Genomic DNA, 23,603 nt, shown 5'->3' with positions numbered 1-23,603 from the left:
GGGGCGCTATGTTTTTTAATATGCTCGCGTTTGAGCTGCGCTATTTTGTGCGCCAGCCTTCGTTTTATGTGACCTCATTAATATTCTTTTTTATGGCGTTTTTTATAAGCTCCAGTAGTAAGTTTCCGCTAGGTGGGGCTAATGTTCATATGAACTCGCCTTATACCATTATGGTTTTAACGGTTACCTTTTGTACGCTTGCTATGTTTTTAGTGGTTAACTTTGTTGCAAGCTCAGCGATTCGCAACAGCGAGACCAAAATGGATGAGCTGGTGTTTAGTAAGCCCGTTAACCCGCTTGCTTATCAATCAGGGCGTTTTTTTGGTGCTTATTTGGTTGTGCTCGTTGTTTTTTTAACTGTGCCACTAGGCGTATTTTTGGGATCTCAGTTTGGCTTGTTGGTTGGCTGGCTCGATAGTGAGCTAGTAGGCCCTAATAAGTTTATATATTACACTGCGCCTTTTTTATATTTGGCGGTGCCAAGCTTATTGGTGCTCAGTGCTATTTTTAATAGTGTGGCGGTTTATTTTAAAACCATAATGGCGGTATATGTAACGGCCGTGGTGATCTATATAAGTTACCAATTGGCGAGTATCTATTTTGACGATTTAGCGTTTAGAAATATTGTTGTTTACGCAGACCCATTTGGCACTGGTTCATTAATTGACTTAACCCGTTACTGGACTGTAAGTGATAAAAATACTGAAGTGTTAACGCTTTCGGGCGATTTTTTAATTAACCGTATTTTATGGGTAGCAATAAGTTTAGCGATGTTTTTTGGCCTCGGAAAGTTAGGTAATCGCGTAGTCACTAAAAAGCAAAAAAAGCAATTTGCTGTTTCTACGTTTGTAAAAAACAAACAAGCAGCACTTATTAGCAGCGCTAAAAATTACAAGTCAAAAGGGGTCAATACGCAATCGCAATTAGTAATGCGCAGCTTATTTGAGCTTAAGCAGGTTATATTAAGTGCTCCTTTTATGATTTTAGCGGGTGTCAGTATTATTACATTACTCGCACCTCTTTTTGCGCCTATTGGCGCATATGGCACAACAGATTGGCCGCTCACACAAAACATGGTGGGCATTATTCAAAACGCCTCCGCTATATTTATGTTTATTATTATTGCTTATTACAGCGCAGAGCTGGTTTGGCGAGAACGCCACAGTGGTATGGGCGATATTGTTGACAGCTACCCGGTGCATAACAGTGTGTTTTGGGTATCTAAAATTATTGCGCTAATCACTGCAGTTTGTGGCCTTTATTTAGTAGGCATGATGTTTACCATTGCAGTGCAACTATTTAAGGGGCAATTTAACCTAGAGCTTGGCCAGTACTTATTTAGGTTGGGCTACCTTACATTACTGCCTTTAATTATGATGGCTATATTGGCGTTCTTTTTACAAATAATTAGCCCTAATAAATACATAGGTATGGGTTTATTTATTCTGTATTACATTGCTCAAATGGTAATGGGTGCTTACGGGTTTGAGCATCATATGTATCATTTTTCACAAAGCAGCAGCGTACCGTATTCAGACATAAACGGTTACGGGCATTTTTTACAAGGCGCGCATTGGTATACCCTATATTGGGGTGCATTGAGTGTGTTTTTAGCTATTGTAGGGTTTGCTTTATGGCACCGTGGTCCATCGCAAACATTACGTACGCGTTTATCTTTAGTGCGTTACAACATGTCTTTAAAAGGCCAGGTTGCAGCCGTTATAAGTTTATTGGTATTTGTGGGCGCGGGTTATAACATTTATTACAACACTCGTGTAATCAACGAGTTTGTAACAAGTGATGATAACGAAGCGCTACAAGTAAGGTATGAGCAAGAGTTCTCACAATACAAAGACTTGCCACTGCCTATAATAACTGATGTTGATTTACACATTGATATTTACCCTAAAAAGCGTGCTTTAAACGCTGTGGCTAAAATTAAGTTTACCAATACCGCAAACGAGCCAATAACCCGTGTGTTAATTATCGAGCCTAGCCAATCTAAAAGCTGGGATGTAAAAATGGCGGGCGGAAAAATAGTTGAGCGTTTAACCGATTTTGGCATGGTATGGTTTGAGTTTGAACAACCGCTAATGCCTAATGAAGTACGCGAAGGTGAGCTTTCAGTTTCTCGTGAACACGACGGTTTTGTTGATAGAGGATCTGATACTCAACTCGTGCATAACGGTACATTTGTAAATAATAGAGAATTATTACCAAATTTTGGTTATCAAAAGTATTTTCAAATTGCGGATAAGTATGAGCGCCGTAAGCACGATTTACCCGAGCTTGAACGTGCACATAAACTAGAAGACAGCCGCTATTATACGCAAAATGAGTTTGGGCCTGCTAATGGCTTTATAAACTACAAGGCAACAGTAACCACCGATGAGTCACAATTTGCTATTACACCTGGTTACTTAAAAAGTGAAAGTGTAAAAGACGGACGACGTACTTTTGTTTATGAAATGGATTCCCCTATTATAAACTTTTATTCTGTGCTTTCGGCAGAGCTTGAAAGCAAAAAGGTTGAGCACAGCGGTGTAAATATTGAGGTGTACTACCACAAAGATCATGCATGGAATGTTGACCGTATGATTGAGTCAGTACAAGACTCAATAGATTACTACACGCAAGCCTTTGGGCCATATCAGCATAAGCAGTTACGTATTATTGAATTTCCTAAGTATCGCTCGTTTGCGCAAAGTTTTGCCAATACGGTACCTTACTCAGAAAGTATTGGCTTTATTACAGACTTAAGAGATGAGAGTAAAGTTGACCTACCTTACTATGTAACCGCACATGAAGTTGCACACCAATGGTGGGGGCATCAAGTATCTGGGGCTAATGTAGAAGGCAGCGCCGTTATTTCTGAATCGCTCTCCCAATACAGTGCGCTTATGGTGCTAAAAAAACGCTTTGGCGCCGAGAAGCTTCGTAAATTCTTAAAGTACGAGTTAGATAAATACTTAATGGGCCGCACAGGCGAAGCCTTTGAAGAAATGCCGCTGTATAAAACGCAGTCTCAACAATATCTTCATTACAATAAAGGCTCAGTTACGATGATGGCTTTGTATGACCGATTAGGTGAAGAGCGCTTAAATGCCGCACTTAAAGCGTTTTTGAATGAGTTTAAATACCAATCAACGCCATACCCAACCACACTTGATTTACTTAGCTATTTAAAGCGAGATACAACACAAGCTGAACAACGTTTTATTGATGATCAGTTTAAATATATAACGCTTTATGAGCTTGAAATGAAAGCAGTGACGGTTACAGATGATGTTGATAGCGAAGGTTTTTATACAGTAACACTGAGCGTTGAAGCAACTAAGCAGCATGCCGATGGACAAGGTGAAGAAACCGAGCAGCCGCTCGATGAGCTAATTGATATTGCATTATTTAGCGATGATCCTGAAAACCTACTCGCTGAAGACTTTGTGATTTACTCGCAAAAGCATCAAATAGTCTCTGGTACTAATGCTATTGAGCTAAAAGTAAAAGAAAAGCCAGTGTACGCAGGGGTAGACCCATACATTAAGCTTGTAGATAAAGACAGTAAAAATAACCTAGCTAAGTTTTAACGATTAGCTGAAAGGCCGCATTTAATGCGGCCTTTTTTGTTTTGGCGAATTGCTAATACCAATGCGCAATAAAGCTTAATAAAGCGAATTAGCATATTGGTAAAAAGAGGTAATAGCAGCGAGGAGCTCGGCGGTTAACTGAAGTGGGTTTTATAGTAAGGTGCTTTAGTCGCTAAAATTAAAAGGCGCTGTGAGTATTTAGGTGCCCTAAACGAGAAAAGGGCCAAAAGGCCCTTAGTGTTGCAGCAAGTAACACATTTTGTTTTAAAGCGTAAAGTCTACAGCGTAGCCTACGTAAACTTTAACATCTGACTCATCCATGTCGGTGTCAGATACGCCAAAAGTAAAACCATCTTTTGATACAGAGATACCGTAATCAATAATATTATCATCACCTATAAAGTCGCCAGAGTAGTGACCTAAGTGCAGCGCAACCTCAGTACCATTGCTGCCAACAGCAAAGCTGTAATCGGCATTTAGGTATAATGAATCGCCAAAGTCGGTGCCATCTCCATCTGCCGCTGAAGTGGCAAGGATTGCAGCGCCAAAGGTGAAACCTTCTGAGCTGATGCTACCGTAAATTTCAGAGAAATCAGCATCTGCCTCAGAAGCTGCATCTGGGTAAGCGTAATAAATGTAACCTACATCGTAGCTAAATGTGTCGTTAATATCGCCACCAAAACCCGCGTAAACATCAAGCTCATAAGTCATTTCATCGGCCCATGAAGCATTTGATGCCCAAGTACCTACATAAAAGCCTGACTCGTCAGCGTAATCAATACCGCCAGAAATAGCAGCATCGCCCCCAGTTTGCTCTTGACCACGCCATAAGTAGTTAGACGTAGCCGCTGCGTTTGCTGTTACTTCTGCATGTACGGCTGTTGATGTTAAAGATGTAGCACCTAATAAAGCTATTGCGCTAATTGCGATGGTTTTTTTTAGTTTTAGCATGTCCATTTCCCGTTATATGATTTTTATCGCCTAGGTTTTTATTCTCTTATTGGCAACCCTTTGACTGGCGGTGTTTTATTGTTTAACTGGGAATGCAATTGCACTGTATGTGCCAGCTTAAAATAATTTCTATAAAACTGGTTTTTTACTTTTATAAAACAATATGTTGAGAAGTTTTAGAAGAGGGAATGATTGAGGAGGTTAATTAAAAAACGCACACTGCTGGTGCATAAATTAACCTAACTGCACCAGAAAAATACAGTTAGGTTAGGTAGATTTAGCCAAATATAGTGCGCATAAGACTAATTGTTTCGTTTACTCCGCGGCCTTTTTGTACTTCGCTAATAATAGAGTCGCGTTTGCTACGAATATGCTCGGGAATGTCATCGGCTGCAAGTGCACGGTCTACAAGTATTTCGGCAGACTCTTTACCTCTACGCTGTGGTTTTCCCGCACTTGTTGTGCTGCGTTTAGGTTTATTTAATAGCTTAATATAATTTGAGTTGTCGGCCGTACTGGCATCTGCATAGTAAAAAAAGCATGGTAATAACGCTTTTATACTAACTAGTTGCTCTTCTAGTTCATTGCTGCCATTAGCCATTTTAAACCACGACATAGCATGAATGCTTTGTACTATATCTTGCCAGTAGCGCTCAAAGTCGCGATTGTTTAATTTTGTAATACCTAAAGCTGCGCATAATGCATCAAGACGGCTATTACTAATCGGCGTAAACACATCTGGGCGGCGCATTGCTAATAAACGTGTAGCAGGGGCAAGGGTTGGTTTTTCATCGCTACCGTTAAAGGCAAGTAAATAAGCAACGACAAACTGTTGGTAATCAGCTTCGCTCACATCACCTTCAAGCGGGATGTTAGCAAGTGCTTCGTCAAACGCGCCAGGCAAGTCGGCTAGCATTTGATGAAAACCCTTTGCACTTTTTGTTGATGCGAACCATTCAACATCAAAGTTATAGGTGCTTGGGTCGAGCGTGGCAGTGTGTTTACCACTAAATGCCAGTAAATCCTCTGGGATCATATCTTTTAGTGCTTGCTCACGAATGCTGTGCATATACGTGGTAAGGCGAAGCTGTTCGTCCAGTGCAATAAGTTCTTTGTGTTGCTCTACAAACATACTAATAACAGGCCAAGGTGCTACACGTAGTGTTTTGAGCTGTAAAAAGCTAATTGCTGAGGTTAGCTGGTCGTGCAGCTTTTTTAAAACTGGCAGTTGTTGTGGCTCTAGTAAATCGTAATTTATACGGTCTTTACTTGCACTTAGCAGCTCATAACACCAGCCTAAGAAATCCTCTGGGTGGTTTTCTACTTTCACGGCCATTAGGTTTAGGCTTAGTTCTGAAGCTTGCTTCAAGATGTTTTGGTAAATTTGACTTTCTTGTTCGCCTAGCGCCATTTTTGACGGTGAAATTAGCAGTTTTTTCATGCCTTGTAGAGTCTCCGAGTAGATACATTTTTTAGCTGCTTTATTTTAGCGCAAATACGCCAATAGCAACAGGGCCGTGCATCATACCTAACAATTCAAGGGATGCAATGTTGTAGGGTTTAATACTTGGTTAGATTTAAACTTGATGAGCTTTCCTTTTAGTCACCAATTTCGCAACGTTTACTTTTAAGCATAAATTCATTTCAAATTAAATAAATTACAATAAAGTGCTTTTTTGTCACAACGACAATGATTTTAAAGCTAACACTCGCTATGATAAGAACATTATTTGCACGTTTGAAAGGATGATCATGAAGACCTTACTCAAAATTGTTGGTGTAATACTCTTACTTTGTATTGCGTTAATTATTGCCGCTCCGTTTTTAATCCCAACCGATACTATTTTTAATAAAGTATCTGAGCAGGTTGAAAAAACAACAGGGCGCACACTTACTATTAAAGGTGATAAAACGCTTAGTGTATTTCCTGCATTAAAGTTAGAGCTTAACGATGTGCACTTTGCAAACATGCAGACAGGCTCACGCGACGACATGGCAAGTATGGAGCAATTAGCTGTACATATACCATGGTTATCGTTATTTGGCGGCGAATTCAAACTAGATAAGTTTGTTATTAACGAGCCCAATATTTTATTAGAAACTGATAAAAACGGTAAAGCTAACTGGCAGTTGTTTGATGCTGTAGCAGAGCAGCCGCAAGAGCAAACTCAATCAGGCGAGTCAGTTAAACTACCAGAGAACTTTGATGTAGAGTTAGGTGAAGTGGCTATTTACGGTGGTACGTTTACTTACCTAGATGGGCAAACAGGCGCTAAACAACAAATTAGTGACTTGGAATTGGCTATTTTACTTCCTTCACTACGTAAGACACTAGAGATCAAAGGCGGCATTACATATATGCAAGAGCGCTTTGAGCTTGATGTAAAACTTGATACGCCGGCAAAGGCAATTGAAGGGGCGACATTTGAGGTTACTCAAAGCGTAGACTCTCGCTTGGTCGATCTTACTTTTAACGGCAGTATTGCTCGCCAAGGTAAAGATATAAAAGGCGAGTTAGCGCTAAGTGGCGACTCTGTTAAGGAGCTAGCAACTTGGCAAGGGGTAGACTTAAACGCTAAAGAAAATGCGTTTAATGCGTTTAGTGTAAACGGTAAAATGCATCTTATAGATGATACGTTTAACTTAGAAGAGCTGATTGCTACCCTAGATGAATTAGAGATTAAAGGAAAAAGTGAAGTAAACTTAGGCAATAAACTAGCGGTTAATGCCAATATAGACCTAGGTATGCTTGATTTGAATCCCTACTTACCGGAGGCAGTCGCTAAGCAGCAAGCACCGCAAAGCGAAGAACCTAAAGCCGCGCAGCCGATTGTTTGGGACGATACTAAAATTGATTTAAGCGCATTAAATGCACTTAATGCTAATGTAGTTATTCGCTCAAGCGGTTTAAAAGCTAACGATATTGAGCTAGGTGCTAATCAATTTACAGTCGATTTAAATAACAGCGTTGCTAAATTAAGCTTAGATAGCTTTAAAGCATATGAGGGCATTGGTAAAGGGGTTATCAACATAAATGCGCAGCAAACGCCGTATAAAATAAGCACAAATTTTGATTTAGCCGACATAGACGCACAACCGTTACTCACTGATGCGGCTGGCTTTGATAAGCTCATGGGTAAAGGGTCATTAAATTGGAATTTAACCACAACTGGGCAAAGTCAAAAAACCTTTATTAATGCATTAAATGGCAATGTTAGCTTTGAATTTGCCGATGGTGCTGTTAAAGGCGCAAACGTGGCTGAAATGGTTCGCAAAGGCAAAGAGCTTATTACGGGTAACCTTGGTGCTGTGAGTGAAGGGCTTGATACAGGCTTTGAAAAATCAGAGCAAACAGATTTTTCTGCGCTCACCGGTAGCTTTAACTTTACTAATGGCGTGGGCCGTAATAACGACCTATCGCTGATGAGCCCACTTATTCGTATTACAGGTGAAGGCGATGTAGATTTGCCTAAAACGAATGTTGATTATCGCTTAGTGACCGGCATTGTTGATTCGATTGAAGGGCAAGGCACTACAGATGATAGTACAGGCTTTAAAATCCCACTGCGTATAGAAGGCCCATTTCATGACGTTGGCTTTAAGCTAGATGTAAGCAACGCGCTTAAAGATGAAGCAAAGCAGAAGCTCGATGACGCCAAAGAGAAAGCAAAAGAAAAAGCCAAGGACAAGGTCAAAGATAAACTAAAAGGCCTATTTGGCTAACTATTAAACCCCACTAATAAATAATTAAGGCGCTATTTGCGCCTTGATTGTTTTATAACCACTTGTAAAATAGCTACATAGCGGTTTTTATTCAGTTTTAATCTGTTCTTCCCTTAAATTAATTAAAAAATAACCTACCACTCACTAGCCAATGCTGGTACAATTGCCCGCCCTTAAGAGACAACTCTGTTGTTTTTTGAGTGGGATTTAATCGAAGTGCCTTGATTTTAAACAAATTTAAGGCAAGTTGTAATTACTACACCGGAGGTCATTAACATGATCCAAATGCAAACTCAGCTGGAAGTTGCTGATAACAGCGGCGCTCGCAAAGTGCAGTGTATAAAAGTCCTTGGTGGTTCACACCGTCGCTATGCGGCAGTTGGCGATATCATTAAAGTTTCTGTGAAAGAAGCTATTCCTCGCGGTAAAGTGAAGAAAGGTGATGTTAAAAACGCGGTAGTTGTGCGTACCAAAAAAGGCGTTCGTCGTCCGGACGGTTCTCTGATCCGTTTCGATAGCAATGCGGCTGTTATCTTAAATGATAACTTGCAGCCAATTGGTACTCGTATCTTCGGCCCTGTGACTCGTGAACTTCGTAATGATAAGTTCATGAAAATTGTTTCACTAGCCCCAGAAGTACTGTAAGGAGTCTATCATGGCAGCAAAAATCCGTCGTGATGACGAAGTAATCGTACTAGCAGGTAAAGACAAAGGTAAGCGCGGCAAAGTGCTTTCAGTTGTTACCGAGTCTGGTCGAGTATTTGTCGAAGGTATTAACTTAATCAAGAAACACCAAAAGCCGGTTCCACAATTGAACCAAGCTGGCGGCATTGTTGAGAAAGAAGCGTCTATCGACGTATCAAACGTTGCGATCTACAACTCGGAAACGAGTAAAGCAGATCGTGTAGGTTTCAAGATTGAAGATGGTAAGAAATTACGTATCTTTAAATCTACTGGTAAAACTATCTAATAGTTGGAGTAGAATGATGGCGAAACTGCATGAAGTATATAAAGACAAAGTAGTTGCTGAGCTTCAAGAGAAGTTTGGTTTCAGCTCTGTCATGCAAGTCCCTCAGATCGAAAAGATCACATTAAATATGGGCGTGGGCGAAGCCCTAGCTGACAAGAAGATTTTAGATAACGCTGTTGCGGATCTAGAAGCTATCGCTGGTCAGAAACCTTTAATCACTAAAGCACGCAAATCTGTTGCTGGCTTCAAAGTGCGTGAAGGCTACCCAATAGGCTGTAAAGTAACCTTACGCGGCGAGCGTATGTGGGACTTTTTTGAGCGTTTGGTATCAATCGCTATCCCACGTATCCGTGACTTCCGTGGTGTGAGTGCTAAGTCTTTTGATGGACGTGGTAACTACAGCATGGGCGTACGTGAACAAATCATCTTCCCAGAAATTGATTACGATAAAGTAGACCGTGTACGCGGTATGGATATCACAATCACAACTTCTGCGAAATCTGATGAGGAAGGCCGTGCGTTGTTAGAAGCGTTTAACTTCCCATTCAAGAAATAAGGGTAGGGTTATGGCAAAGAATTCTATGAAAGCGCGCGAAGCAAAGCGCACTAAACTAGTTGCTCAGTACGCTGAAAAGCGTGCAGCACTAAAAGCTATCATCAGCGATGTTAACGCATCTGAAGATGATCGTTGGGACGCGGTACTTAAGCTTCAAGCTTTACCACGTGATTCTAGCCCTGCACGTCAACGTAATCGTTGTAACATTACGGGCCGCCCACATGGTTTCCTTCGCAAATTCGGCATGAGCCGTATTAAAGTTCGCGAAGCAGCTATGCGCGGTGAAATTCCTGGCCTTAAAAAGGCTAGCTGGTAATAGTATCACGGGAGTAAGACTATGAGCTTGCAAGATCCTATCGCGGATTTGTTTACACGTATCCGTAACGGTCAATCAGCGAAGAAAGTATCTGTAACGATGCCAACTTCAAAGCTGAAAGTAGCAGTAGCTAAAGTATTAAAAGACGAAGGTTACATCGCAGATTTCGCTGTAAACAGCGAAGCGAAACCTGAGCTTTCTATCGAGTTGAAATACTTCGAAGGCAAAGCTGTAATTGAAAATATCCAGCGTGTTAGCCGCCCTGGTCTACGTATCTATAAGAAACGTGACGAATTACCGAAGGTAATGGGTGGTCTTGGTATCGCTATCGTATCAACTTCTAAAGGCCTAATGACAGACCGCGCAGCACGTAGTGCTGGTGTTGGTGGTGAAATCATTGGCTTTGTAGCTTAATCGGAGGGGAACTATGTCTCGCATAGCAAAGGCACCAATCAATGTTCCTGCCGGTGTAGAAGTTACATTAAAAGGCCAGGACATCACAGTTAAAGGCAAAAACGGTGAACTTACTCGTACTATCAACAACGCTGTTGAAGTACAAGTTAACGACAACGTTATTACAACTTTACCTCGTGAAGGCGTAGCTAATGCATGGGCTCAAGCAGGTACTGCTCGCGCTCTAATCAACAACATGGTTGTTGGTACGCATGAAGGTTACGAGAAGAAACTTCAGTTAGTAGGTGTTGGTTACCGTGCTGCAGCTAAGGGTAAAGTTTTAGACTTAACACTTGGTTTCTCGCACCCGGTTAATTTCGAAGTTCCTGAGGGAATTACGATTGAAACTCCAAGCCAAACAGAAGTTCTAGTTAAGGGCGTAGATAAGCAGTTAGTTGGTCAAACAGCTGCTAACATTCGTGCATACCGTAAACCTGAGCCTTATAAAGGTAAAGGTGTTCGTTATTCAGATGAGAATGTACGCCGTAAAGAGGCTAAGAAGAAGTAAGGTAAGACGATGGATAAAAAAACAGCTCGTCTACGTCGTGCTAAACGCACTCGTAGAAATTATATTGAACAAGGCACAACGCGTCTTGTTATCCACCGCACGCCACGTCACATTTACGCTCAAGTAGTTAATGCTGAGGGTACTGTACTGGCTGCTGCTTCTACTGTTGAGAAAGCTATTAGCGAAACAGTTAAAGGCACAGGCAACGTTTCAGCTGCACAAGCAGTTGGTAAAGCGGTTGCAGAACGTGCGGCTGACAAAGGCATCGAAAAGATTGCTTTTGATCGCAGTGGCTTTAAATATCACGGCCGTGTGAAGGCGCTAGCTGATGCTGCGCGTGAAGCCGGTTTGCAATTCTAGGAGTAGACAATGGCTAACGTAGAAGCAAAGCAACAACAGCCTGATTTAGCTGAAAAGCTAATCGCGGTAAACCGTGTGTCTAAAGTAGTTAAAGGTGGTCGTATCTTTAGCTTCACTGCACTAACTGTAGTTGGTGATGGCGCAGGTAAAGTAGGTTTTGGTTATGGTAAAGCTCGTGAAGTTCCAGCTGCTATTCAAAAAGCAATGGAAAAAGCACGTCGCAACATGATCAATGTAGACCTAAATGGCAACACATTACAGCATCCTGTTAAAGGACGTCATGCTGGCTCACAAGTGTTCATGAAACCAGCATCTGAAGGTACTGGTATCATCGCAGGTGGTGCTATGCGTGCAGTACTAGAAGTTACTGGTGTGCAGAACGTACTTTCTAAATGTTACGGTTCTACCAACCCGATCAACGTAGTACGTGCAACGATTCAAGCTCTAGAGAACATGAACTCTCCTGAGTCAATCGCTGCTAAACGTGGTCTGCGCGTAGACGAAATTCTGGGGTAACCATGGCAAATAAAACTGTAAAAGTAACACAAGTAAAGAGCTCTATCGGTCGTTTACCGAAGCATAAAGCTACATTACGCGGTCTTGGTTTACGTCGTATCAACCACACTGTTGAGTTAGAAGACACAGCATGTGTACGTGGTATGATCAACCGAGTTTCTTACATGGTTAAGGTAGAGGGTTAATTTCATGCATTTGAATACACTTTCACCTGCTGCAGGTTCTAAAACTGCTCCAAAACGTGTTGGTCGTGGTATCGGTTCTGGTCTTGGTAAGACTGGTGGCCGTGGTCACAAAGGTCAAAAATCACGTTCTGGCGGTAAAGTACGCGTTGGTTTTGAAGGCGGTCAAATGCCTATGCAACGTCGTCTACCTAAATTTGGTTTCACTTCACGCAAATCGTTAGTATCTGCAGAAGTAAACCTTTTTGAAATCGCTAAAGTTGAAGGCGATGTGGTAGACCTAAACGCGTTACAAGCAGCTGGTCTAGTTAAAAAGAACGTTCTGTTCGTTAAAGTTGTTAAATCTGGCGAAGTTTCACGCGCTGTTACCGTTAAAGGCCTTAAGGCTTCTAAAGGTGCTCGCGAAGCTATTGAAGCTGCCGGAGGCAAGGTAGAAGACTAAGGAAGTACTAATGGCTAAACCAGGTCAAGATACACAAAGTGCACAAAGTGGACTTTCGGAATTGAAGCGTCGATTACTATTTGTTTTAGGTGCTATCATTATTTACCGTCTAGGTTCATTTGTGCCAATCCCTGGGATTGACGCCGCTGTACTTGCCGATTTCTTCGAGCAACAAAAGGGCACCATTGTTGAGATGTTCAACATGTTTAGCGGTGGTGCGCTTGAGCGAGCTTCAGTGTTAGCACTGGGTATTATGCCGTATATCTCGGCTTCGATTATTACGCAACTATTAACGCATATGTATCCTCCGTTTATAGAGCTTAAGAAAGAAGGTGAGCAAGGGCGTAAAAAAATTAGCCAGTACACACGCTACGGCACGCTTGTGCTTGCTACTATCCAATCAATCGGTATTGCAACTAGCTTACCGGGCATGATGGAAGGGTTAGTTGTTAACCCGGGTCTCGGTTTCTATTTCACCGCAGTGGTGAGTTTAGTAACTGGTACTATGTTCCTAATGTGGTTGGGCGAACAAATAACAGAGCGCGGTATCGGTAACGGTATCTCAGTTCTAATATTTGTTGGTATTGTAGCTAACCTGCCGTCTGCTATTGGTTCGACAGCCGAAATGGCGCGCCAAGGTGATTTGAATGTTTTTGTACTGTTGATGGTTGCGGTTATAGTATTCGCTGTTACTTATCTTGTAGTGTTTTTCGAACGTGGACAACGTCGTATCGTTGTTAACTACGCTAAACGCCAACAAGGTCGTCAAGTATTTGCTGCTCAAAGCACGCATTTACCACTAAAAGTAAACATGGCGGGTGTTATTCCACCAATCTTCGCTAGCAGTATAATTCTGTTCCCTGGTACAATTGCAAGCTGGTTCGGCCAGGGTGAAGGTCCGGTCGCTGATGTGCTACAAGCTATTGCAACAACGTTGACTCCAGGTCAGCCTTTGTATGCGATGGTGCTAGCAGCAGCTATCATCTTCTTCTGCTTTTTCTACACAGCGTTGGTTTTTAACCCGCGTGAGACAGCAGACAACCTGAAGAAATCTGGCGCATTTATCCCAGGTATTCGTCCAGGTGAGCAGACATCTAAATACATTGATAAAGTGATGACACGCCTGACATTGGCAGGTGCTTTGTATATAACCTTTATCTGTCTGGTGCCCGAATTCATGACTATGGCATGGCAAACGCCATTCTATTTCGGCGGTACATCAATTTTGATTATCGTTGTAGTAATCATGGACTTTATGGCACAAGTACAGACTCACCTGATGTCACATCAGTATGATTCTGTGCTGAAAAAAGCGAACCTTAAAGGCTACGGCCGATAAGGTCAGTTTACGGAGTTGAGCAATGAAAGTACGTGCTTCCGTTAAGAAAATATGCCGTAACTGTAAAGTTATTAAACGTGCTGGTGTAGTACGCGTAATTTGCAGTGAGCCTAAGCATAAGCAAAGGCAAGGCTAAGTAAACAGTCGTGCAGGCTGAGATTTCTCGGCCTGTGTTTTTAGTTGTGATTTGGTCTTCGTTTGAGTATCCTTACGGGCTTTTCAAACTTTTGATTACCAAATTCAAATATAGGAGATGTGTTAGTGGCCCGTATCGCTGGCATTAACGTCCCTGATCATAAACATGCAGTTATTGGTTTAACAGCTATTTATGGCATAGGTAAGACTCGCTCTAAGGCTATCTTAGAAGCGACTGGTATCGCCGAGACCACAAAAATCGGTGAACTTTCAGACGAAACTCTTGACGTACTGCGTGATGCAGTTGGCAAGTACACTGTAGAAGGTGACCTTCGTCGTGAAGTTACTCTAAATATCAAGCGCCTTATGGACCTTGGTTGTTTCCGTGGCCTACGTCACCGTCGCTCTTTACCACTACGTGGTCAAAGAACAAAGACTAACGCGCGTACCCGTAAGGGTCCTCGTAAGCCTATTAAGCGATAAGGGGATAGTATTATGGCTAAGACACCAATTCGTCGTAAAAAGGTTAAAAAGCAAGTTGCTGATGGTATGGCTCATGTTCATGCGTCTTTCAACAACACTATTGTAACAATTACCGACCGTCAAGGTAATGCACTATCATGGGCTACTGCCGGTGGTTCAGGTTTCCGTGGTTCACGTAAATCTACACCATTTGCTGCTCAGGTTGCTGCAGAGCGTGCAGGTACTGCTGCTCAAGAATACGGTTTAAAAAATCTAGAAGTTTTCATTAAAGGTCCAGGTCCAGGTCGTGAATCTGCTGTACGTGCTTTGAATGCTGCTGGTTACCGTATCACCAACATTACTGACGTGACGCCAATACCACACAATGGTTGTCGTCCACCGAAGAAACGTCGCGTTTAACAATAGGTTAGGAGAAATAACATGGCAAGATATTTGGGCCCTAAGCTCAAGCTGAGTCGTCGTGAAGGTACTGACCTGTTCCTTAAGAGCGGCGTAAGAGCTATCGACTCTAAGTGTAAACTTGAGACTGCACCTGGTCAGCACGGCGCTCGTAAAGGTCGCTTATCTGATTACGGTTTACAATTACGTGAAAAGCAAAAAGTACGTCGTATCTACGGTGTATTAGAAAAGCAATTCCGTAATTACTACAAAGAAGCTGCTCGCCTTAAAGGTAATACAGGTGAAAACTTGTTACAGCTTTTAGAGCAACGTTTAGACAATGTTGTATATCGCATGGGTTTTGCTAGCACACGCGCTGAAGCACGTCAGTTAGTAAGCCACAAAGCGATTTTAGTTAATGGTCGTGTTGTGAACATTCCTTCATACGTAATTGCTCCAGAAGATACTGTAGTAATCCGTGAGAAGTCTAAAACACAAGCACGTATCATCGCTGCTCTAGAGTTGGCTGAGCAACGTGAAAAGCCGACTTGGGTTGAAGTTGACGGTAAGAAATTGGAAGGTAGCTTTAAGCGCCTACCTGAGCGTTCAGATCTGTCTGCGGACATTAATGAACAACTAATCGTCGAACTTTACTCTAAGTAAAGTTAAGAGTTAAGAGAGGATAAAATGCAGGGTTCTGTTACAGAATTTCTAAAACCAAGGTTAGTCGATATCGACGCTATCAACCCAACGCGTTCTAAAGTAGTTTTAGAACCACTAGAGCGTGGCTTTGGCCATACTCTGGGTAATGCCTTACGCCGTATACTGTTATCATCTATGCCTGGATGTGCAGTAACTGAAGTTGAAATCGACGGTGTATTGCATGAGTACAGCGCGAAAGAAGGCGTACAAGAAGACATCATTGAAATACTACTAAACCTAAAAGGTCTAGCAGTAACGTTAGAAGGCAAAGATGAAGTTTTTCTGACCCTGACTAAATCTGGTGTAGGCCCTGTGACTGCGGCTGATATTCAGCACGATGGCGATGTAACAATTGCTAATCCAGATCACGTTATTTGTCATTTAACGACAGATAGCAGCGAGATCAGCATGCGTATTCGTGTTGAGCGTGGTCGTGGTTATGTGCCGGCATCTAGTCGTTTATCCTCTGATGACGATGAGCGTCCAATTGGTCGATTGCTGCTTGATGCATCATTCAGCCCAGTTGAACGTATTGCGTACTCGGTTGAATCAGCCCGTGTTGAGCAACGTACAGACTTAGACAAGTTAATCATTGATATGGAAACAAACGGCACTTTAGATCCTGAAGAAGCGATCCGCCGTGCGTCTACTATCTTAGCTGAGCAATTAGATGCATTCGTAGATTTACGTGATGTAACTGAGCCAGAAGAGAAAGAAGAGAAGCCAGAATTCGATCCTATTCTACTTCGTCCAGTTGATGATCTTGAACTAACAGTACGTTCAGCAAACTGTTTGAAAGCCGAGCAAATTCAATATATCGGTGATTTAGTTCAGCGCACTGAAGTTGAGCTTCTTAAAACGCCTAACCTAGGCAAGAAGTCTCTAACTGAAATAAAAGACGTGCTAGCTTCACGTGGTCTTTCTCTAGGCATGCGCCTAGAAAATTGGCCGCCTGCAAGCCTAGCTGAATAATCTAAATCACTATATTAGTTTAGTTAGAAGGATAGGGTCATGCGCCATCGTAAGAGTGGTCGTCAATTAAACCGTAACAGTAGCCATCGTAAAGCGATGTTCAGCAATATGGCAGGTTCTTTGGTGAAACATGAAATCATCAAAACTACTTTGCCTAAAGCGAAAGAGTTACGCCGTGTAATTGAACCTTTAATCACACTGGCTAAGACTGACAGTGTAGCAAATCGCCGTTTAGCGTTTGCTCGCACGCGTGATAATGAAGTAGTTGGTAAATTGTTCAGCGAAATCGGTCCTCGTAATACAGACCGTCCAGGTGGTTACACTCGTATTCTTAAGTGTGGCTTCCGTGCTGGTGATAATGCACCAATGGCTTATATTGAACTAGTAGGTCGCCCAGCGACTAACGAAGAAGTTCAAGAAGACGCGCAGTCTGCAGAGTAAGTCTTTAAAGAGACACCAAAAAGCCGAGCTTAATGCTCGGCTTTTTAATGCCTAAAATTTGACATCCCTCCAAATAGTTACTTGATAATTACCTATTACCTATTACCTATTACCTATTACCTATTACCTATTACCTATTACCTATTACCTATTACCTATTACCTATTACCTATTACCTATTACCTATTACCTATTACCTTCATTCTGTTAAACCGACTTAGTTAAACCAATGTAGTTATAAAGCCTGCATTCTCAAAAAGCTTAATTAAGCGGTAACCCTCTAAGTAGAGCTTATAAGGTTTGTAAAACATACCCCAGACTGTAGATGTACAGTGTAATTTGGATAGTGGTAAAGCAAATTAGCCAATCAAACAGAGATATTTAATTTTAACTCGCTAATTTAGTGGGCTTAAGGCTACTTTTAGTAGGGTTTTTGAGCATTTAGCTCAAATACTCAGCGAACAGTCATTTATTTCAAGTTTTCTTCAAAAAAGGGTTGATCTGTTTTCGGATCCCCCTATAATGCGACCCCACTGAGACGGCAGAGCGCAACGCATAACGAGGCACGAGCTACTCAGTGAGTCGAGTAAAACTTAGTTTTAAAAACTTTCAAGTTTAACAAAATTAAGTGTTGACAAAAAAATAGGAAAGCGTAAGATGCGCAGCCCTAGCGAGATAAAGTTTAACGCTTTAATCGCAACGTTCTTTAACAATATAAAGCAATCATCTGTGTGGGCACTCGTACAGATTGAGTTCTAACAGCCAAGCTACTTAGGTAGTGAGGCAAACAAATTTAGAGTCTCAATTGAAACTGAGTGACCAACAGCAATAACTTACTTAGGTTTTACTTAAGAAAAGAATTGCAGCACAGTCAATTCAATATCGAAAGATATTAAATAAATTCAGAATTCATTGAGCTGTCGAAAGACATAAAACTTTTTAATTGAAGAGTTTGATCATGGCTCAGATTGAACGCTGGCGGCAGGCCTAACACATGCAAGTCGAGCGGTAACAGAGAGTAGCTTGCTACTTTGCTGACGAGCGGCGGACGGGTGAGTAATGCTTGGGAACATGCCTTGAGGTGGGGGACAACAGTTGGAAACGACTGCTAATACCGCATAATGTCTACGGACCAAAGGGGGCTTCGGCTCTCGCCTTTAGATTGGCCCAAGTGGGATTAGCTAGTTGGTGAGGTAATGGCTCACCAAGGCGACGATCCCTAGCTGGTTTGAGAGGATGATCAGCCACACTGGGACTGAGACACGGCCCAGACTCCTACGGGAGGCAGCAGTGGGGAATATTGCACAATGGGCGCAAGCCTGATGCAGCCATGCCGCGTGTGTGAAGAAGGCCTTCGGGTTGTAAAGCACTTTCAGTCAGGAGGAAAGCGTGGTGGTTAATACCCATCATGTGTGACGTTACTGACAGAAGAAGCACCGGCTAACTCCGTGCCAGCAGCCGCGGTAATACGGAGGGTGCGAGCGTTAATCGGAATTACTGGGCGTAAAGCGTACGCAGGCGGTTTGTTAAGCGAGATGTGAAAGCCCCGGGCTCAACCTGGGAACTGCATTTCGAACTGGCAAACTAGAGTGTGATAGAGGGTGGTAGAATTTCAGGTGTAGCGGTGAAATGCGTAGAGATCTGAAGGAATACCGATGGCGAAGGCAGCCACCTGGGTCAACACTGACGCTCATGTACGAAAGCGTGGGGAGCAAACAGGATTAGATACCCTGGTAGTCCACGCCGTAAACGATGTCTACTAGAAGCTCGGAACCTCGGTTCTGTTTTTCAAAGCTAACGCATTAAGTAGACCGCCTGGGGAGTACGGCCGCAAGGTTAAAACTCAAATGAATTGACGGGGGCCCGCACAAGCGGTGGAGCATGTGGTTTAATTCGATGCAACGCGAAGAACCTTACCTACACTTGACATACAGAGAACTTACCAGAGATGGTTTGGTGCCTTCGGGAACTCTGATACAGGTGCTGCATGGCTGTCGTCAGCTCGTGTTGTGAGATGTTGGGTTAAGTCCCGCAACGAGCGCAACCCCTATCCTTAGTTGCTAGCAGGTAATGCTGAGAACTCTAAGGAGACTGCCGGTGATAAACCGGAGGAAGGTGGGGACGACGTCAAGTCATCATGGCCCTTACGTGTAGGGCTACACACGTGCTACAATGGCGCATACAGAGTGCTGCGAACTCGCGAGAGTAAGCGAATCACTTAAAGTGCGTCGTAGTCCGGATTGGAGTCTGCAACTCGACTCCATGAAGTCGGAATCGCTAGTAATCGCGTATCAGAATGACGCGGTGAATACGTTCCCGGGCCTTGTACACACCGCCCGTCACACCATGGGAGTGGGTTGCTCCAGAAGTAGATAGTCTAACCCTCGGGAGGACGTTTACCACGGAGTGATTCATGACTGGGGTGAAGTCGTAACAAGGTAGCCCTAGGGGAACCTGGGGCTGGATCACCTCCTTATACGATTTAGAACTTATTTGTTCGTAGTGTCCACACAGATGATTGTTAGTTAGTTTTACCCTTTGGGTTTAACTGATTAATATGTTCTTTAAAAATTTGGAAAAGCTGATAATAAAATTCTGATAAATATTCGTATTTATCAAGAGTTTTCAAAAGTAAAAAAGAATGATAGCAGTATCATTCAGTGCCAATTTAATCATTCGTGATTAATTGGTGTCTACTTTAGTATTCAATATTAACTTCTGGCGAAGTTAAACTGTCACTAACAAAGACCCGTTTGGGTTGTATGGTTAAGTGACTAAGCGTACACGGTGGATGCCTTGGCAGTTGGAGGCGATGAAGGACGTATTAACTTGCGATAAGCCTAGTCAAGCTAGTAAAAAGCGCTTGAGACTAGGATTTCCGAATGGGGAAACCCACCTGCTTGCAGGTATCGTTAACTGAATACATAGGTTAACGAGGCGAACGCGGAGAACTGAAACATCTAAGTACCCGTAGGAAAAGAAATCAACCGAGATTCCGATAGTAGCGGCGAGCGAAATCGGAACAGCCCTTAAGCTTATTATGTGTTAATGGAAGGCTCTGGAAAGTGCCACGATACAGGGTGATAGTCCCGTACATGAAAAGACATTTTAAGTGAAATCGAGTAGGTCGGAGCACGTGAAACTTTGACTGAATATAGGTGGACCATCATCTAAGGCTAAATACTCCCAACTGACCGATAGTGAACCAGTACCGTGAGGGAAAGGCGAAAAGAACCCCTGTGAGGGGAGTGAAATAGAACCTGAAACCGTGTACGTACAAGCAGTAGGAGCCTACTTGTTAGGTGACTGCGTACCTTTTGTATAATGGGTCAGCGACTTATATTTTGTAGCGAGGTTAACCGTTTAGGGTAGCCGTAGGGAAACCGAGTCTTAACTGGGCGAATAGTTGCAAGGTATAGACCCGAAACCCGGTGATCTAGCCATGGGCAGGTTGAAGGTTGAGTAACATCAACTGGAGGACCGAACCCACTAACGTTGAAAAGTTAGGGGATGACCTGTGGCTAGGAGTGAAAGGCTAATCAAACCGGGAGATAGCTGGTTCTCCCCGAAATCTATTTAGGTAGAGCCTCGGACGAATACTTACGGGGGTAGAGCACTGTTAAGGCTAGGGGGTCATCCCGACTTACCAACCCTTTGCAAACTCCGAATACCGTAAAGTAATATCCGGGAGACACACGGCGGGTGCTAACGTCCGTCGTGAAGAGGGAAACAACCCAGACCGCCAGCTAAGGTCCCAAAGTCATAGTTAAGTGGGAAACGATGTGGAAAGGCCCAGACAGCCAGGAGGTTGGCTTAGAAGCAGCCATCCTTTAAAGAAAGCGTAATAGCTCACTGGTCGAGTCGGTCTGCGCGGAAGATGTAACGGGGCTAAACTATGCACCGAAGCTGCGGATTCATCTTAGGATGAGTGGTAGGGGAGCGTTCTGTAAGCGGTTGAAGGTGTACCGGGAGGTATGCTGGACGTATCAGAAGTGCGAATGCTGACATGAGTAACGATAATGCGGGTGAAAAACCCGCACGCCGGAAGACCAAGGGTTCCTATCCCATGTTAATCAGGGTAGGGTAAGTCGACCCCTAAGGCGAGGCCGAAAGGCGTAGTCGATGGGAAACGGATTAATATTTCCGTACTTGGTATAATTGCGATGGGGGGACGGAGAAGGCTAAGCAAGCATGGCGATGGTTGTCCATGTGAAAGTGAGTAGGCTAGTGACTTAGGTAAATCCGGGTTGCTGTTAGGCTGAGACACGAGACGAGCACCCAAGGGTGTGAAGTTGCTGATGCCATACTTCCAGGAAAAGCCTCTAAGCTTCAGATTATACCGAATCGTACCCCAAACCGACACAGGTGGTCAGGTAGAGAATACTAAGGCGCTTGAGAGAACTCGGGTGAAGGAACTAGGCAAAATCGTACCGTAACTTCGGGAGAAGGTACGCTCCTATCTGTGATGAGACTTGCTCTCTAAGCGGACGGGAGCCGCAGTGACCAGGTGGCTGGGACTGTTTATTAAAAACACAGCACTGTGCAAAATCGCAAGATGACGTATACGGTGTGACACCTGCCCGGTGCCGGAAGGTTAATTGATGGGGTTAGTTTTCGGACGAAGCTCTTGATCGAAGCCCCGGTAAACGGCGGCCGTAACTATAACGGTCCTAAGGTAGCGAAATTCCTTGTCGGGTAAGTTCCGACCTGCACGAATGGTGTAACCATGGCCACGCTGTCTCCACCCGAGACTCAGTGAAATTGAAATCGCAGTGAAGATGCTGTGTACCCGCGGCTAGACGGAAAGACCCCGTGAACCTTTACTACAGCTTGGCACTGAACATTGAACCTACATGTGTAGGATAGGTGGGAGACTTTGAAGCAGCGACGCTAGTTGTTGTGGAGTCGTCCTTGAAATACCACCCTTGTAGTTTTGATGTTCTAACGTTGGCCCCTGAATCGGGGTTACGGACAGTGCCTGGTGGGTAGTTTGACTGGGGCGGTCTCCTCCCAAAGAGTAACGGAGGAGCACGAAGGTTGGCTAAGTACGGTCGGACATCGTACGGTTAGTGTAATGGTAGAAGCCAGCTTAACTGCGAGACAGACACGTCGAGCAGGTACGAAAGTAGGTCATAGTGATCCGGTGGTTCTGAATGGAAGGGCCATCGCTCAACGGATAAAAGGTACTCCGGGGATAACAGGCTGATACCGCCCAAGAGTTCATATCGACGGCGGTGTTTGGCACCTCGATGTCGGCTCATCACATCCTGGGGCTGAAGTCGGTCCCAAGGGTATGGCTGTTCGCCATTTAAAGTGGTACGCGAGCTGGGTTTAGAACGTCGTGAGACAGTTCGGTCCCTATCTGCCGTGGGCGTTTGAGAATTGAGAGGGGTTGCTCCTAGTACGAGAGGACCGGAGTGAACGAACCGCTGGTGTTCGGGTTGTCATGCCAATGGCATTGCCCGGTAGCTACGTTCGGAACTGATAAGCGCTGAAAGCATCTAAGCGCGAAGCAGGCCTCGAGATGATTTCTCACTAGACTTTTAAAGTCTCTGAAGGGCCGTTGAAGACTACAACGTTGATAGGCAAGATGTGGAAGTGGTGTGAGCCATTAAGCTAACTTGTACTAATTACCCGTGAGGCTTAACCATACAACGCCAAACGCGTTTTGTGACAGAAACAAGCGACAGAAGTTAATAGCTAAAGTAGATAGATACTTAGACTTAAAAAATATTATCAGAATTTTCCAAATTTAGTTGGTACGTGAAAACGGACTGACACCTAATTTGCTTGGTAACCATAGCGTTTTGGACCCACCTGACCCCATGCCGAACTCAGTAGTGAAACGAAACAGCGCCGATGATAGTGTAGCATTTGCTATGTGAAAGTAGGACATTGCCAGGCTCCAAATAAGAGAAACCCGTTACAGCGATGTAACGGGTTTTTTGCTGTCTGGGATTTAATAAATAGCCAGACCCATGGCTAACTCATCAGAGAAGTAAAACAGCTCGAAGGCGAGCCCCACGGAAGGCCGCCCCGACACAATGATAGTGTAGCATTTGCTATGTGACTCTCTACCGCTGTGGGCACTACGACATCGCCAGGCTCCAAATACAAGAAAGTCCGACTCGAAAGAGTCGGGCTTTTTTACGTCTGCAGAAAAGTGAAGTGCGGACAATTAATGTACACTCATCTACTTCTAGAATGTAGGTCGGGCGAGCGTAGCGACTCCCCGCAATGATAATGTAGCATCTGCTATGTGACTCTCTACCGCTGTGGGCACCACGATATCGCCAAGCTCCAAATACAAGAAAGCCCGACTAGTAATAGCCGGGCTTTTTTACGTCTGCAGAAAAGTGAAAAATACATTCCAGATATTATTCGCACAGTCTCCACCACCTCCGTAGCGTGGGTTGAGTATCACGAAACCCGCGGATAAGGCTCACCACACATCTTTGTATGGTAAATATAGTGTTTTTATATATGCGTACCTTAGTCCGCACGACATTTGACAGCGTAGCACACCGACTCCTAATAGCAGATCGCTGCTTAAGAAATGAAGCATTTTTTCTACGTCTCTAGAAAAGTG

The 23,603-nt window shown here is 43.5% G+C and carries 21 protein-coding genes and 3 rRNA genes; 22 read left to right on the top strand and 2 right to left on the bottom strand.

Annotation, left to right across the window (positions count from 1 at the left end; all coding sequences use genetic code 11):
* The first annotated feature begins 8 nt into the window (after nucleotides 1-8).
* A complete protein-coding gene (locus EJ103_RS15415) occupies nucleotides 9-3,587 on the top strand; it encodes a M1 family aminopeptidase (protein WP_126008460.1) in 3,579 nt (1,192 codons plus the stop codon).
* A 264-nt stretch (nucleotides 3,588-3,851) separates the two neighbouring features.
* Here EJ103_RS15415 and EJ103_RS15410 read toward each other — a convergent pair whose 3' ends face one another.
* On the bottom strand, nucleotides 3,852-4,538 hold the full coding sequence (locus tag EJ103_RS15410) for a TorF family putative porin (RefSeq protein ID WP_126008458.1): 687 nt from the start codon (nucleotides 4,536-4,538) through the stop codon (nucleotides 3,852-3,854).
* 277 nt (nucleotides 4,539-4,815) lie between these two features.
* Nucleotides 4,816-5,979 carry a hypothetical protein gene (locus tag EJ103_RS15405; protein ID WP_126008456.1) on the bottom strand — a complete coding sequence of 388 codons (1,164 nt, stop codon included), beginning with the start codon at nucleotides 5,977-5,979 and terminating at the stop codon, nucleotides 4,816-4,818.
* A gap of 311 nt (nucleotides 5,980-6,290) precedes the next feature.
* Between EJ103_RS15405 and EJ103_RS15400 the strand changes: the two genes are divergently transcribed.
* The 21 genes from EJ103_RS15400 (at nucleotide 6,291) to rrf (ending at nucleotide 22,918) form a co-directional block, all read left to right on the top strand.
* The gene (locus EJ103_RS15400; protein ID WP_126008454.1) at nucleotides 6,291-8,261 is read left to right on the top strand and encodes an AsmA family protein; all 1,971 of its coding nucleotides are present in this window, start codon (nucleotides 6,291-6,293) and stop codon (nucleotides 8,259-8,261) included.
* 276 nt (nucleotides 8,262-8,537) lie between these two features.
* Nucleotides 8,538-8,906 carry a 50S ribosomal protein L14 gene (rplN, locus tag EJ103_RS15395; RefSeq protein ID WP_004589211.1) on the top strand — a complete coding sequence of 123 codons (369 nt, stop codon included), beginning with the start codon at nucleotides 8,538-8,540 and terminating at the stop codon, nucleotides 8,904-8,906.
* Between the two features lie 10 nt (nucleotides 8,907-8,916).
* Nucleotides 8,917-9,231, top strand: a complete 315-nt coding sequence (gene rplX, locus EJ103_RS15390; protein ID WP_004589210.1) for a 50S ribosomal protein L24 — start codon at nucleotides 8,917-8,919, stop codon at nucleotides 9,229-9,231.
* 16 nt (nucleotides 9,232-9,247) lie between these two features.
* The gene (gene rplE / locus EJ103_RS15385) at nucleotides 9,248-9,787 is read left to right on the top strand and encodes a 50S ribosomal protein L5 (protein ID WP_004589209.1); all 540 of its coding nucleotides are present in this window, start codon (nucleotides 9,248-9,250) and stop codon (nucleotides 9,785-9,787) included.
* Nucleotides 9,788-9,797: 10 nt separating this feature from the next.
* A complete protein-coding gene (gene rpsN / locus EJ103_RS15380) occupies nucleotides 9,798-10,103 on the top strand; it encodes a 30S ribosomal protein S14 (RefSeq protein WP_004589208.1) in 306 nt (101 codons plus the stop codon).
* A 21-nt stretch (nucleotides 10,104-10,124) separates the two neighbouring features.
* Complete coding sequence (gene rpsH / locus EJ103_RS15375; RefSeq protein WP_004589207.1) at nucleotides 10,125-10,517, top strand: 30S ribosomal protein S8; 393 nt, start codon at nucleotides 10,125-10,127, stop codon at nucleotides 10,515-10,517.
* Nucleotides 10,518-10,530: 13 nt separating this feature from the next.
* Nucleotides 10,531-11,064 (top strand): 50S ribosomal protein L6, encoded by a 534-nt coding sequence (rplF, locus tag EJ103_RS15370; protein ID WP_004589206.1) that lies wholly within the window; start codon nucleotides 10,531-10,533, stop codon nucleotides 11,062-11,064.
* Between the two features lie 9 nt (nucleotides 11,065-11,073).
* Nucleotides 11,074-11,424 (top strand): 50S ribosomal protein L18, encoded by a 351-nt coding sequence (gene rplR / locus EJ103_RS15365; RefSeq protein ID WP_004589205.1) that lies wholly within the window; start codon nucleotides 11,074-11,076, stop codon nucleotides 11,422-11,424.
* Between the two features lie 9 nt (nucleotides 11,425-11,433).
* Complete coding sequence (gene rpsE, locus EJ103_RS15360) at nucleotides 11,434-11,940, top strand: 30S ribosomal protein S5 (RefSeq protein WP_004589204.1); 507 nt, start codon at nucleotides 11,434-11,436, stop codon at nucleotides 11,938-11,940.
* Nucleotides 11,941-11,942: 2 nt separating this feature from the next.
* Nucleotides 11,943-12,125: a 50S ribosomal protein L30 gene (rpmD, locus tag EJ103_RS15355; protein WP_004589203.1), complete on the top strand. Its 183-nt coding sequence runs from the start codon at nucleotides 11,943-11,945 to the stop codon at nucleotides 12,123-12,125.
* Nucleotides 12,126-12,129: 4 nt separating this feature from the next.
* A complete protein-coding gene (gene rplO / locus EJ103_RS15350; RefSeq protein WP_004589202.1) occupies nucleotides 12,130-12,564 on the top strand; it encodes a 50S ribosomal protein L15 in 435 nt (144 codons plus the stop codon).
* A 10-nt stretch (nucleotides 12,565-12,574) separates the two neighbouring features.
* Nucleotides 12,575-13,903, top strand: coding sequence for a preprotein translocase subunit SecY (gene secY / locus EJ103_RS15345; RefSeq protein ID WP_004589201.1), 1,329 nt, complete (start codon nucleotides 12,575-12,577; stop codon nucleotides 13,901-13,903).
* Between the two features lie 22 nt (nucleotides 13,904-13,925).
* Entirely contained in the window at nucleotides 13,926-14,039 is a 114-nt protein-coding gene (gene rpmJ / locus EJ103_RS15340) for a 50S ribosomal protein L36 (RefSeq protein WP_002959476.1), read from the top strand.
* A 125-nt stretch (nucleotides 14,040-14,164) separates the two neighbouring features.
* On the top strand, nucleotides 14,165-14,521 hold the full coding sequence (gene rpsM, locus EJ103_RS15335) for a 30S ribosomal protein S13 (protein ID WP_004589200.1): 357 nt from the start codon (nucleotides 14,165-14,167) through the stop codon (nucleotides 14,519-14,521).
* Between the two features lie 12 nt (nucleotides 14,522-14,533).
* Nucleotides 14,534-14,920 carry a 30S ribosomal protein S11 gene (gene rpsK, locus EJ103_RS15330; protein WP_002959471.1) on the top strand — a complete coding sequence of 129 codons (387 nt, stop codon included), beginning with the start codon at nucleotides 14,534-14,536 and terminating at the stop codon, nucleotides 14,918-14,920.
* 21 nt (nucleotides 14,921-14,941) lie between these two features.
* Entirely contained in the window at nucleotides 14,942-15,562 is a 621-nt protein-coding gene (gene rpsD, locus EJ103_RS15325; RefSeq protein ID WP_004589199.1) for a 30S ribosomal protein S4, read from the top strand.
* Nucleotides 15,563-15,586: 24 nt separating this feature from the next.
* Nucleotides 15,587-16,573, top strand: coding sequence for a DNA-directed RNA polymerase subunit alpha (rpoA, locus tag EJ103_RS15320; protein WP_004589198.1), 987 nt, complete (start codon nucleotides 15,587-15,589; stop codon nucleotides 16,571-16,573).
* A 39-nt stretch (nucleotides 16,574-16,612) separates the two neighbouring features.
* Nucleotides 16,613-17,014, top strand: a complete 402-nt coding sequence (gene rplQ, locus EJ103_RS15315; protein ID WP_004589197.1) for a 50S ribosomal protein L17 — start codon at nucleotides 16,613-16,615, stop codon at nucleotides 17,012-17,014.
* A 940-nt stretch (nucleotides 17,015-17,954) separates the two neighbouring features.
* Nucleotides 17,955-19,490, top strand: a 16S ribosomal RNA gene (locus EJ103_RS15310).
* A gap of 288 nt (nucleotides 19,491-19,778) precedes the next feature.
* A 23S ribosomal RNA gene (locus EJ103_RS15305) occupies nucleotides 19,779-22,665 on the top strand.
* 138 nt (nucleotides 22,666-22,803) lie between these two features.
* Nucleotides 22,804-22,918, top strand: a 5S ribosomal RNA gene (gene rrf, locus EJ103_RS15300).
* The 16S, 23S and 5S rRNA genes sit together here, the layout of an rRNA operon.
* Nucleotides 22,919-23,603: the final 685 nt, after the last annotated feature.

Source organism: Pseudoalteromonas sp. Xi13, from assembly GCF_003952205.1.
Lineage (GTDB): Bacteria > Pseudomonadota > Gammaproteobacteria > Enterobacterales > Alteromonadaceae > Pseudoalteromonas > Pseudoalteromonas atlantica.
Note: the sequence above shows the minus strand (reverse complement) of the source record. Positions and strands in the feature narration are given on the sequence as shown.

What these genes read in the sequence shown, in the direction of transcription:
- EJ103_RS15415 (WP_126008460.1), top strand. Translation starts at nt 9, where the DNA reads ATGTTTTTTAATATGCTCGCGTTTGAGCTGCGCTATTTTGTGCGCCAG.
- EJ103_RS15410 (WP_126008458.1), bottom strand. Translation starts at nt 4,538, where the DNA reads ATGCTAAAACTAAAAAAAACCATCGCAATTAGCGCAATAGCTTTATTA.
- EJ103_RS15405 (WP_126008456.1), bottom strand. Translation starts at nt 5,979, where the DNA reads ATGAAAAAACTGCTAATTTCACCGTCAAAAATGGCGCTAGGCGAACAA.
- EJ103_RS15400 (WP_126008454.1), top strand. Translation starts at nt 6,291, where the DNA reads ATGAAGACCTTACTCAAAATTGTTGGTGTAATACTCTTACTTTGTATT.
- rplN (WP_004589211.1), top strand. Translation starts at nt 8,538, where the DNA reads ATGATCCAAATGCAAACTCAGCTGGAAGTTGCTGATAACAGCGGCGCT.
- rplX (WP_004589210.1), top strand. Translation starts at nt 8,917, where the DNA reads ATGGCAGCAAAAATCCGTCGTGATGACGAAGTAATCGTACTAGCAGGT.
- rplE (WP_004589209.1), top strand. Translation starts at nt 9,248, where the DNA reads ATGGCGAAACTGCATGAAGTATATAAAGACAAAGTAGTTGCTGAGCTT.
- rpsN (WP_004589208.1), top strand. Translation starts at nt 9,798, where the DNA reads ATGGCAAAGAATTCTATGAAAGCGCGCGAAGCAAAGCGCACTAAACTA.
- rpsH (WP_004589207.1), top strand. Translation starts at nt 10,125, where the DNA reads ATGAGCTTGCAAGATCCTATCGCGGATTTGTTTACACGTATCCGTAAC.
- rplF (WP_004589206.1), top strand. Translation starts at nt 10,531, where the DNA reads ATGTCTCGCATAGCAAAGGCACCAATCAATGTTCCTGCCGGTGTAGAA.
- rplR (WP_004589205.1), top strand. Translation starts at nt 11,074, where the DNA reads ATGGATAAAAAAACAGCTCGTCTACGTCGTGCTAAACGCACTCGTAGA.
- rpsE (WP_004589204.1), top strand. Translation starts at nt 11,434, where the DNA reads ATGGCTAACGTAGAAGCAAAGCAACAACAGCCTGATTTAGCTGAAAAG.
- rpmD (WP_004589203.1), top strand. Translation starts at nt 11,943, where the DNA reads ATGGCAAATAAAACTGTAAAAGTAACACAAGTAAAGAGCTCTATCGGT.
- rplO (WP_004589202.1), top strand. Translation starts at nt 12,130, where the DNA reads ATGCATTTGAATACACTTTCACCTGCTGCAGGTTCTAAAACTGCTCCA.
- secY (WP_004589201.1), top strand. Translation starts at nt 12,575, where the DNA reads ATGGCTAAACCAGGTCAAGATACACAAAGTGCACAAAGTGGACTTTCG.
- rpmJ (WP_002959476.1), top strand. Translation starts at nt 13,926, where the DNA reads ATGAAAGTACGTGCTTCCGTTAAGAAAATATGCCGTAACTGTAAAGTT.
- rpsK (WP_002959471.1), top strand. Translation starts at nt 14,534, where the DNA reads ATGGCTAAGACACCAATTCGTCGTAAAAAGGTTAAAAAGCAAGTTGCT.
- rpsD (WP_004589199.1), top strand. Translation starts at nt 14,942, where the DNA reads ATGGCAAGATATTTGGGCCCTAAGCTCAAGCTGAGTCGTCGTGAAGGT.
- rpoA (WP_004589198.1), top strand. Translation starts at nt 15,587, where the DNA reads ATGCAGGGTTCTGTTACAGAATTTCTAAAACCAAGGTTAGTCGATATC.
- rplQ (WP_004589197.1), top strand. Translation starts at nt 16,613, where the DNA reads ATGCGCCATCGTAAGAGTGGTCGTCAATTAAACCGTAACAGTAGCCAT.